We start from the raw sequence: 9,137 nt of genomic DNA, 5'->3' as shown, positions 1-9,137 counted from the left end.
AGGATGCCTCCATTGCTGGCTGACTTCTCTCATGCCAGGGCCTGCAAACCATTTTGCGAAAAATACTTGACACTACCCGGCGGCGAAAAGCAGCGTATTTCCATCGCCCGCGCCATCTTGAAAAATGCCAATATTGTCATTCTTGACGAGGCAACCGCAAGCATTGACCCCGAAAACGAACACCTGATTCAGCAGGCCATCAGCGAGTTGACCATTGGAAAAACGGTTATCGTCATCGCCCACCGCCTGGCTACAATTGAACACGCCGATCAGATTTTAGTGATAGATAAGGGGCAGGTAGTTCAGAAAGGGACGCACCGGCAGCTTATCCAGCAGGACGGTCTTTATCGCCGTTTTATTACAATCCGTGAGCAGGCAGAGGGTTGGTGTATGATTTAACGGCTTGCCTAAACGCCGTTCTTTACTTTTTCCATTGTTCGCTCTATACTTTTTCGTAACGTATTCTGAATTCAAAAGAGGAGGGCTTTTGCATGATGAGAACCGTTGCTTCCATCATAATTATGGTGGTGGCCAGCATTGCAGGAATGTTTTTTGGGGCAGCGATGAACAATGCTATTGGCGGGATGATTCTATTTGCAGTGATTTCAGGCATAGCCTGTATTATCCATAGTTTGAACAAGTGAAACATCTGATCCATCGCGCTTGTGCCGTCACGCAAAACACGTGACGGCATCTATATTGCTTACGGTTTTCCCGAAGTAAATACAACAAAATATTCAAATGCTCGCTGCATTTTAGACATACGAAGTTTGGCATCAGGAGGGCAATGCGGTGTGAAAATTAGATCGTGTTTTCCAAACAGGTTTACTTGACAAATTTATCCTTGCGATATATAATCACATCAATTGATGCTGTTGCGTTCGGGTGCCCCTCTATGGGGGCAGAACAGCTTGAGGAAAGCGAATTCGAGCCGATGTTCTCTGATTGTGAAGGGGAGATTCGCGGAAAGAATATCGCTCTGTTTGGTTCCTACGGTTGGGGCGACGGCGAATGGATGCGCAACTGGGAGTCTCGATGCAACGAAGATGGAGCCAATCTGGTGTGCGACAGCGTGATTTGCAATGAAACTCCGGATGATGATGCGCTGTCAGCGTGCCGCGAACTGGGGGCATCCCTTATCTGAGTTTCTTTTACTGCTTCATTCTATCGAATGGTGCCGGTAAGTTTTATTAAATTCATAAATCTACCATGATCTGTTTCAATCATCAATTTTTCCCAAAGATTGCTTCACGTGTTGCTGAATTGCAGAAAAGGATGCCGCGCTGATTACATGTTCGATTCTACACGCATCTTCCGTTGCTGTTTTTTCATCCACGCCCAAGCGCATCAGCATCTCGGAAAGAACGGTATGACGCGTGTACATGGTTTGAGCAATCTCCATACCGCTTTCCGTCAATGTGATCGCACCGTCAGAATCTACCAGAACGTAGCCGTTTTTTTTCAGGATGGACATAGCCCGGCTGACACTGGGTTTAGAATATCCCAAATGCTCCCCGACATCAATGGCACGCACATAGCTTTTTGTCTGGGAAAGGATATAAATCGTTTCCAGATACATCTGGCCAGATTCATGAATCGACATGGCTACCTCCACACTATACTAATTTAATTTTCTTATTATATCACAGTTAGTGGTATAGTTTCAAATTGATTAACGATTTTTGATGATCGATATTTGTTTCTCTATTTGGGCTTGACAACAAACGAGAGATGGTGTATTATTTTGACGCTACGGTTAGAGCTTGCTAACCGTTTTTTACGGCCTGACGGTTGTTTTATGCTAACTGATATATTTATGACGGGTGAACATGATGACTTTGAAAGATGCCTTGGAAGGAAAAGAATATCTTGTCCAGAAAATTGATACGGATGACGAGGAATTGAATGCCTTTTTGTTTTCTCTTGGGTGCTATGCAGGAGAGCCGATCACCGTGGTTTCTCACTTGAAAGGTGGTTGCGTCGTTTCCATTAAAGACGGTCGCTACAATATCGATAATCAGCTGGCTGAGGCAATTCTAATTTGATTTTGCCTCGCCTTGCATAAAAAGATAAAGGTTTACTGCACACATCGGTTAGCGTAAGGCAACCGCGGTGTGTTGTAATAAAACAGCGAAAACAGAATAGAGGAGGAACTTACCATGCGTATTGCCTTGACCGGCAACCCGAACTCCGGCAAGACCACCATGTACAACGCTCTGACTGGGCGAAATGAAAAGGTGGGCAACTGGGCTGGTGTTACGGTAGAAAAGAAGGAACATCCCATCAAGAAAGCGTATTTCAGCGGTACCGAAGAACTGATTGCGGTGGATCTGCCCGGTGCCTACTCCATGTCGCCCTTTACTTCTGAAGAGAGTATTACCAGTTCTTATGTGCGGAACGAGCATCCGGATGTTATTATCAATATTGTGGATGCCACGAACTTGAGCCGCAGCCTGTTTTTCACGACTCAGCTGCTGGAGCTGGGCATTCCGGTTGTAGTCGCGCTGAACAAGAGCGATATCAACGTCAAGAAGCAGACTAAGATTGATACGGCAGCCCTCTCTGCAAAGCTGGGATGTCCAGTGCTGGAAACCGTGTCCACAGCCGCCGAGGGATTGAAGGCGGTGGTAGAGGCTGCAGCGGCTCTCAACGGCAAGGGCCAGAAAGCTCCATACAGCCAGGGTAATATCGACCTGACCGATAAGAAGGTCGTGGAAGAAGCAGACCGCAAGCGCTTCACCTTTGTCAACCAGCTGGTCTCGCAAGTGGAAAAGCGGAAGGTACTTACCCGCGAGAAGGGAACCGGGGATGCCATCGACGCTGTCCTCACCAATAAGTTTGCCGGTATTCCCATCTTTGCTGCGGTCATGTTCCTGGTGTTTCAGATTTCTCAGGTCTGGGTGGGGCCGTTTATTGCAGACACCCTGGTGGCCTGGATCGAGACCTTCCAGGGCTTTGTGGCGGACAGCTTGGCCGATGCCAACCCGCTGCTGACCGCTCTATTGGCCGACGGCATCATTGGCGGTGTGGGCGCTGTCGTGGGCTTCCTGCCTCTGGTTATGATCATGTATTTCCTGATCGCGCTGCTGGAGGACTGCGGCTATATGTCCCGCGTTTCGGTGGTTCTGGATCCCATCTTCAAAAAGGTAGGTCTTTCCGGCAAATCGGTCATTCCCTTTGTTATCGGCACTGGTTGTGCGATCCCCGGCGTTATGGCTAGCCGTACCATCCGCAACGAGCGTGAGCGTCGTGCTACCGCTATGCTGACTCCTTTCATGCCCTGCGGCGCAAAGATCCCCGTGATCGCCCTTTTTGCCGGCGCATTCTTTGATGATGCGGGCTGGGTGAGTTTTACCATGTACTTCACCGGTATCGTTCTGATTTTCCTGGGCGCTCTGCTGGTCAACAAAATTGCCGGTTACAAGAACCGCAAGTCTTTCTTCATCATCGAACTGCCCGAGTATAAAGTTCCCTCTCTGCTCTTTGCCCTGAAAGCTATGTGTGCCCGGGGCTGGGCCTATATCGTAAAGGCCGCCACCATCATTCTGCTGTGCAACACCGCTGTGCAGATCATGCAGACCTTCAACTGGAGTTTTGCTGTGGCCGAAACTGCCGATAGCTCCATTTTGGCCTCCATTGCCCATCCCTTTGCCTATCTGCTGATTCCCATTGTTGGCGTCCTCAGCTGGCAGCTGGCCGCCGCCGCTGTCACCGGCTTCATCGCCAAGGAAAACGTGGTGGGTACTCTGGCTGTCTGCTTTGTGGGTCTTGAGAACCTCATTGACACCGATGCGCTGGAAATGATGGAAGGCGCCGGCGCTGAGGTGGCAGGTGTCATCGCCATTACCAAGGTGGCTGCTCTGGCCTATCTGATGTTTAACCTCTATACTCCTCCGTGCTTTGCTGCCATCGGTGCTATGAACAGCGAGATGAAGAGTGCCAAGTGGCTGTGGGCTGGAATTGGTCTCCAGATGGGCACTGGTTATACAGTCGGCTATCTGGTCTATCAGATCGGAACCCTGGTTACCACCGGCTCGGTTGGCGCGGGTTTTGTTCCCGGTCTGATTGCAGTGGGTGCTTTTGTTGCTGTGCTGGTTTACCTGTGCCTGAAAGCGGATAAAGATCTGAAGCGCGAGTACGCGCTGAGCGGGGCGAATGCGTAATGATTGACTACATTGTGATTGCCATTATTTTGGCGATTGTGGCTGCTGCTGCTTTCTATGTATATAAAGCAAAAAAAAGTGGCAAGAAATGCATCGGGTGTCCCGATGGTTGCTCTGGATGCAATGCCAAAAAAGGTGACGCCCACTGTAGTTGCAGCGAACACAAGCATAAATAGTACAAGCAAATATAACTGCGGTTCTCCCAATAGGAGAGCCGCAGTTTTTTGGAAATTGTACAATGCCTAGTGCTTCTGAGCGGGCATAACTGGGCAAAAAATACATAATTGCATATTGACAGTAATCGGTGCGACTGATACTATATAAATGGTTAGATTACGCTAACCGCTTGCTTTTTGCTTCGCTGTTAGCGTTTGCTAACCTTTCGGGCTTGAGACGAATCTTGCTGCTTTTATTAAAGGGCTGAAGGATGGGATGTCTTTGTGAAAACCAAACGCATCACAGAAGACTATGTGAAAATGATTTACCAACTGTCACAAAAGGGAGAGGTTCGCTGTTGTCGATTAGCTGAGCGGCTATCTGTGTCCCGCCCCACGGTATCGGTGTCGATCAAGGCTCTTTCGGAAGAGGGCCTTGTATATCAAGATGATATTAAAAATATTCACTTGACTGAGCAGGGATTAAAACTGGCACGGGAAGTGGAAGCCAGGCATCGGGTGTTATATGAATTACTGATAACGCTTGGGGTTGATGAGAGAATTGCTTCAATAGATGCTTGCAAAATGGAACATGCACTGGGAGAAGAAAGTTTTCAGGCTCTGCAATCACTGCTTAGCAATCCAAAGTAAGTAGCGGGGAACTTTACACTTGTTTGGGAATGAGGGCTGGATGTGCTGATAGAGTGGTTAAAGAATGAAATCCTGACAAAAGCAACATGGCACAATGATATACCCGGAATTTGCATCTGCCAGTTTGAATGGATAGGGCCGGTCAATGAGGCTGTGAATCCATTCCCTACGGAGCAGACGTCGCAACTGATTGAAATGTTTTTTTGCGTTGAAGGTGAAATCATTGCACAGCGAGGGGATACCGATCAATGTCGAGTGACAAAAGGAAGCGTCTTGATCCTGGGCGGTACAGCAGAACAGACCTCTTTCAGTATCGGCGAAAATATGCGAGGGGTTTTGGTATCAATCGATACTCACCAGATTGAAGATAATCCATTTTTGTTCTGTGACATTTTGGGACTGGATTTGAAACTATTTAAATCCAAGATGGATGAATGGCCAGGGGGAATGGTGCTGGTGAGCAACGGTTGGACGCAATCTTTGTTTGAGCAGTTGGCCTTTCTTCCAGCCGATGAGGGCAGGAAATATTGCCTTTTGAAATCGCTGGAACTATTATACGTTTTGAATACAAGAGACTATGGGGTGGAATATAACTCTCTGATTAAAGAAGGGGGGCGGATGTGCCAAAGTGTATTGGATGCCCAAAAGTATATGGAAGAGCATTTGTCTGAAAAAATTACGATAACTCAATTGAGCAGAACACTTTCGGTCTCACCCACCTACCTGAAAGCAGAATTCCGTCGAATGTATGGAACATCCATACATCGCCGGCTAATTGAACTGCGTATGCGGCGAGCTGAAGATTTGATTCGTAGCACGGATTATCCCATTTACCAAATTGCGCAAGAAGTCGGATACGAGGGTGTGAGTCAATTCAGCGCGGTTTTTAAAAGACAGTACGGTGTTACACCAGGACGTTTCAAAAAAATGTCAAAAACAATAATGCGGTGTCCGTTTCGATAATGACAGCCAAAGAAGAGTTGGGTATAATGATTGGACGCTCAACAATATCTTGATGCAAAAGGAGTGATCGCGGTGAAACAACATCGTTTTTGGGCCTGGGGTGCGGTAATCTGCATGATCATGGTCATGGTCACGGGCTATAAGCGGAAATAACAGAAAGGGAGTATTAAAATGAGTGTTTATTCTAAACTGGCTTGTTTTGTAGGAGGCACGTTGTTCGGGTCTTTTGGTATCAAACTTCTGTCCAGCAAAGACGCTAAAAAGGTATATGTGCATGCAACTGCAGCCGGTTTGCGCATGAAAGATTCCGTGATGGAAACGGTTACAAATGTGCAGGAGAATGCAGCTGACGTTCTCGCCTCTGCCAAAGAACTCAATGAAGAGCGGGCCGCTAAGGAAGCTGAGGAGAGTGAGGCAGCCAAGGTGGAAGACGTGGAAGCCTGACATCAGCAGAGGGAGCCGCCCTACGCGGCTCCCTTTTTCCGTGAAGGAGGATAATTCATGAACGCAACGATTCTGCACGAGAGTCATGGCCGCATCCGAATTAGACTAAAGCAAAGACGAATGACTTTGGAACAGGCGGACCAATTGGAAGCATGGTTGCAGAGTAGAAACTGGGCACAACAGATTACTGTCCATGAACGCACATGTACTGTAATTGCGTATTATAGCGGAGACAGACGAGCAGTATTGGATGATTTTCGCCGCTTTTCCTGGAAAGAAGCAGAGAAAAATGTGAATTTGCCGGCGCATAGCAGCCGTGCCTTGAACCGGGAATTTGAAGAAAAATTGGTGGGTAAAATTATGCTGAAGGCAGCCTGCACGCTGTTTTTGCCGCCCCCTTTAAGAATTGCCCGTATTCTTTGGCATATGGTTCCCTTTGTCAGGCGGGGGTTACGCTGCCTGTTGCGCCGGAGAATAAAAGTGGATCTGCTGGATGCTCTATCTATTTCGATCTCTGCCTGCCGAGGCGATTTTGGCACCGCTGGAGCGGTTACGTTCCTGCTTGAAGTAGGGGAACTGCTTGAAGAGTGGACTCGAAAAAAGTCAATGGAAGATCTGGCTCGCTGTATGTCGCTCAATATAGATCGGGTTTGGCTTCGTACCGAGCAGGGAGAAGTACTGGTTCCGGTTTCCCAAGTCCAGCCAGGAGACGCAGTCATTGTGCGTGCCGGTAGTGTCATCCCTATGGATGGTATCGTATTGGAAGGTGAAGCAACTGTCAATCAGGCGTCTCTTACAGGAGAGTCTATACCTGCGATCAAACGGCCTAACAGTACCGTTTATGCGGGTACCGTAGTAGAGGAAGGCGAATGTGTCCTGGAAGTAAAACAGGCATCCGGGCAAAGCCGCTACGATCAAATCGTACATATGATTGAACAATCGGAGCAGATGAAGTCGGCGGCGGAAAGCAAGGCTGCTCACTTGGCGGATAAGCTGGTTCCGTATACTTTTGTAGGCAGTTTGTTGAGCTTTGCGTTGACGCGCAACGTGGCACGGGCTTTATCGGTTCTGATGGTGGACTTTTCCTGCGCACTGAAATTGGCGATGCCTTTGGCAGTACTCTCGGCTATGCGGGAGGCCGGAAAGGCGCATGTTACAGTCAAGGGGGGAAAATTCCTGGAGGCGGTAGCTGCGGCAGATACCGTTGTTTTCGATAAAACAGGTACCCTTACACATGCTTGTCCCCGGGTATGGCTATCGGGCGGTGCATAAGGGACGAGTGAACAAAAAAGGGCAGCCTGTAAAGGATCTTGAAGTCGCCCCCGAGGAAGCCCCTATCGTGCAGGAGCTGTTTGAACTGGCAGCCTTTGAAGGAAAAAGCGCCTACGCAATGGCAGAGATGCTGAATAACCGAGGGCTGCGTACCCATAGTGGAGTGAAATTTACCCCGGTCCATGTACTGCGGATCTTGCGCCATGAAGGATATCTCGGGTACATTGTCACCCGCAGCGTCAAATCACAGCATCTGCCGGAACTGGAGATCATAAGCCCGGAGTTGTTCCAAAAGGCCAACAAGATGGTGGATATGAGATGTACCTCAAATGCTGAGGCGCGCAAGGTGGCTCACAAGTCGGATAACAATACCTTGCTGGCCGGGCTCGTCTACTGCGCACACTGTGGCGCCAAGATGTCCGGATTCATGCATCACGACCGCTATAAGCTGAGGGATGGCACAGTGAAAGAATCCCTGAAGCCCAAGTACAACTGCTATCAGAGGGCGCAGAAACTTCGGGATTGCGACGGTCAGGCGCTGTACTTGGCAGATCGTGTGGACGGGATCGTGCTGGAAGTAGTGCGGGAACTCTTCTCTTCCATCCGATGTGCGCCCCGGGATAAGCTGCTGGAACAGAAGATTCGGCAGGAATATCAGGACAAGCGTAAGCAGAAGGCAACCTTGGAAAAGAAGTTGCAGGACTGCGAACATGCGCTGGAGAGATACGAAGCAGAAGTGCTGCGATGCCTCGATGGCGAAAGCGGATTCTCACAGGAAATGCTGGCTCGCCTGATCGCCAAGGCGGAAGCAGAGCTGCGGGCTGCGCGACAGGAGTACGCAAAAGTGCTGCAGGAAGCGGAAGATGACCGTGAACTCGCGCAGAAGATCAAGGAGTGCTACCGACAGTTCTGCGGCTGGGCCGAGGAATTTGAACTGGCGCCCCTTGCCCGCAAGCGGATGATTCTGAACGAACTGCTGGAAAAGGTGGAAGTGGGCAAAGGTTATCAGGTGACCGTCCATGTGAAACTGACCTACAAGCAGTTCCTGGAACTGTGCCAGACAGAAGAAAACAGCGAAAATTCTCTAAGAAACACCACAGACGGAAATGTGGCTTAATTCCACGCAAAAACAGCTGAATAGCTGCCCTGAGCTAAGTGTGGTCGTAACAGGTGGTAGAGCAGCTGACTCTTAATCAGCGGGCCCAGGGTTCGAGTCCCTGGAGGTGCACCAGAAAACCACTGTCTAGTTGGACAGTGGTTTTTTTGTTATCAGATGTTGATGCTTTTAGATGTCCTACAACTGAAATCAGTAATAGCTCTGACAACTTTTTGTCGGGGTTGTCTTTCCTACAATTGGATCTGTTTTTTAAGTGATGAATAGCACCACCTATTCATTGTGCTTTTTGGGTTCGCAGACTGTGACAGACTACCGTTGCGGGATTTACCGGGTTGATGATAGGCAGAGTTATTCATCTGTATGCTTGTTGAA

Annotated in this window: 11 protein-coding genes and 2 pseudogenes; 12 read left to right on the top strand and 1 reads right to left on the bottom strand. The window is 48.8% G+C overall.

Features of this window, described 5'->3' with window-relative positions:
- The 3 genes and pseudogenes from WMO24_RS12395 to WMO24_RS12385 all read left to right on the top strand — a co-directional run.
- Nucleotides 1-399 (top strand): ATP-binding cassette domain-containing protein (locus WMO24_RS12395; RefSeq protein ID WP_349216729.1); only part of this gene is annotated, 399 nt, incomplete at its 5' end.
- A gap of 92 nt (nt 400-491) precedes the next feature.
- The gene (locus WMO24_RS12390) at nt 492-644 is read left to right on the top strand and encodes a hypothetical protein (protein WP_349216728.1); all 153 of its coding nucleotides are present in this window, start codon (nt 492-494) and stop codon (nt 642-644) included.
- A 224-nt stretch (nt 645-868) separates the two neighbouring features.
- Nucleotides 869-1,144, top strand: a pseudogene (locus WMO24_RS12385) (flavodoxin domain-containing protein); the annotation flags it as partial.
- A gap of 75 nt (nt 1,145-1,219) precedes the next feature.
- On the opposite strand, the gene WMO24_RS12380 reads toward WMO24_RS12385, so the two are convergent.
- Nucleotides 1,220-1,603: a metal-dependent transcriptional regulator gene (locus tag WMO24_RS12380; RefSeq protein WP_349216727.1), complete on the bottom strand. Its 384-nt coding sequence runs from the start codon at nt 1,601-1,603 to the stop codon at nt 1,220-1,222.
- Between the two features lie 226 nt (nt 1,604-1,829).
- Here WMO24_RS12380 and WMO24_RS12375 point away from each other — a divergent pair, with 226 nt between their 5' ends.
- The 9 genes and pseudogenes from WMO24_RS12375 to WMO24_RS12335 all read left to right on the top strand — a co-directional run bounded on the left by WMO24_RS12375 (nt 1,830) and on the right by WMO24_RS12335 (nt 8,765).
- Nucleotides 1,830-2,045: a FeoA family protein gene (locus WMO24_RS12375; protein WP_345941680.1), complete on the top strand. Its 216-nt coding sequence runs from the start codon at nt 1,830-1,832 to the stop codon at nt 2,043-2,045.
- Between the two features lie 114 nt (nt 2,046-2,159).
- The gene (gene feoB / locus WMO24_RS12370; RefSeq protein ID WP_349216726.1) at nt 2,160-4,163 is read left to right on the top strand and encodes a ferrous iron transporter B; all 2,004 of its coding nucleotides are present in this window, start codon (nt 2,160-2,162) and stop codon (nt 4,161-4,163) included.
- Nucleotides 4,163-4,339 carry a FeoB-associated Cys-rich membrane protein gene (locus WMO24_RS12365; RefSeq protein ID WP_204659542.1) on the top strand — a complete coding sequence of 59 codons (177 nt, stop codon included), beginning with the start codon at nt 4,163-4,165 and terminating at the stop codon, nt 4,337-4,339. Before feoB ends, WMO24_RS12365 begins: the two co-directional genes overlap by 1 nt.
- Before the next feature lie 264 nt (nt 4,340-4,603).
- Nucleotides 4,604-4,969 carry an iron dependent repressor, metal binding and dimerization domain protein gene (locus tag WMO24_RS12360; protein ID WP_204659540.1) on the top strand — a complete coding sequence of 122 codons (366 nt, stop codon included), beginning with the start codon at nt 4,604-4,606 and terminating at the stop codon, nt 4,967-4,969.
- A gap of 42 nt (nt 4,970-5,011) precedes the next feature.
- Nucleotides 5,012-5,932, top strand: a complete 921-nt coding sequence (locus tag WMO24_RS12355) for a helix-turn-helix domain-containing protein (protein WP_204659538.1) — start codon at nt 5,012-5,014, stop codon at nt 5,930-5,932.
- Nucleotides 5,933-5,962: 30 nt separating this feature from the next.
- Nucleotides 5,963-6,085, top strand: a complete 123-nt coding sequence (locus WMO24_RS12350) for a DUF6219 family protein (RefSeq protein WP_349216725.1) — start codon at nt 5,963-5,965, stop codon at nt 6,083-6,085.
- Nucleotides 6,086-6,103: 18 nt separating this feature from the next.
- On the top strand, nt 6,104-6,376 hold the full coding sequence (locus WMO24_RS12345; protein WP_204659536.1) for a DUF6110 family protein: 273 nt from the start codon (nt 6,104-6,106) through the stop codon (nt 6,374-6,376).
- A gap of 57 nt (nt 6,377-6,433) precedes the next feature.
- Nucleotides 6,434-7,627: pseudogene (locus tag WMO24_RS12340) on the top strand (HAD-IC family P-type ATPase); the annotation flags it as partial.
- The gene (locus tag WMO24_RS12335) at nt 7,611-8,765 is read left to right on the top strand and encodes a recombinase family protein (protein WP_349216723.1); all 1,155 of its coding nucleotides are present in this window, start codon (nt 7,611-7,613) and stop codon (nt 8,763-8,765) included. The pseudogene WMO24_RS12340 and the gene WMO24_RS12335, both read left to right, overlap by 17 nt.
- The last annotated feature ends 372 nt before the right edge of the window (nt 8,766-9,137 follow it).

The sequence above is a fragment of the Ruthenibacterium intestinale genome, assembly GCF_040096265.1.
GTDB lineage: Bacteria > Bacillota > Clostridia > Oscillospirales > Ruminococcaceae > Ruthenibacterium > Ruthenibacterium komagatae.
This window is presented reverse-complemented; position numbering and strand designations above follow the sequence as displayed.

Coding starts and splice junctions, on each gene's coding strand:
- WMO24_RS12365 (WP_204659542.1), top strand. CDS start 4,163: ATGATTGACTACATTGTGATTGCCATTATTTTGGCGATTGTGGCTGCT.
- WMO24_RS12380 (WP_349216727.1), bottom strand. CDS start 1,603: ATGTCGATTCATGAATCTGGCCAGATGTATCTGGAAACGATTTATATC.
- WMO24_RS12390 (WP_349216728.1), top strand. CDS start 492: ATGATGAGAACCGTTGCTTCCATCATAATTATGGTGGTGGCCAGCATT.
- WMO24_RS12345 (WP_204659536.1), top strand. CDS start 6,104: ATGAGTGTTTATTCTAAACTGGCTTGTTTTGTAGGAGGCACGTTGTTC.
- WMO24_RS12375 (WP_345941680.1), top strand. CDS start 1,830: ATGATGACTTTGAAAGATGCCTTGGAAGGAAAAGAATATCTTGTCCAG.
- WMO24_RS12335 (WP_349216723.1), top strand. CDS start 7,611: ATGCTTGTCCCCGGGTATGGCTATCGGGCGGTGCATAAGGGACGAGTG.
- feoB (WP_349216726.1), top strand. CDS start 2,160: ATGCGTATTGCCTTGACCGGCAACCCGAACTCCGGCAAGACCACCATG.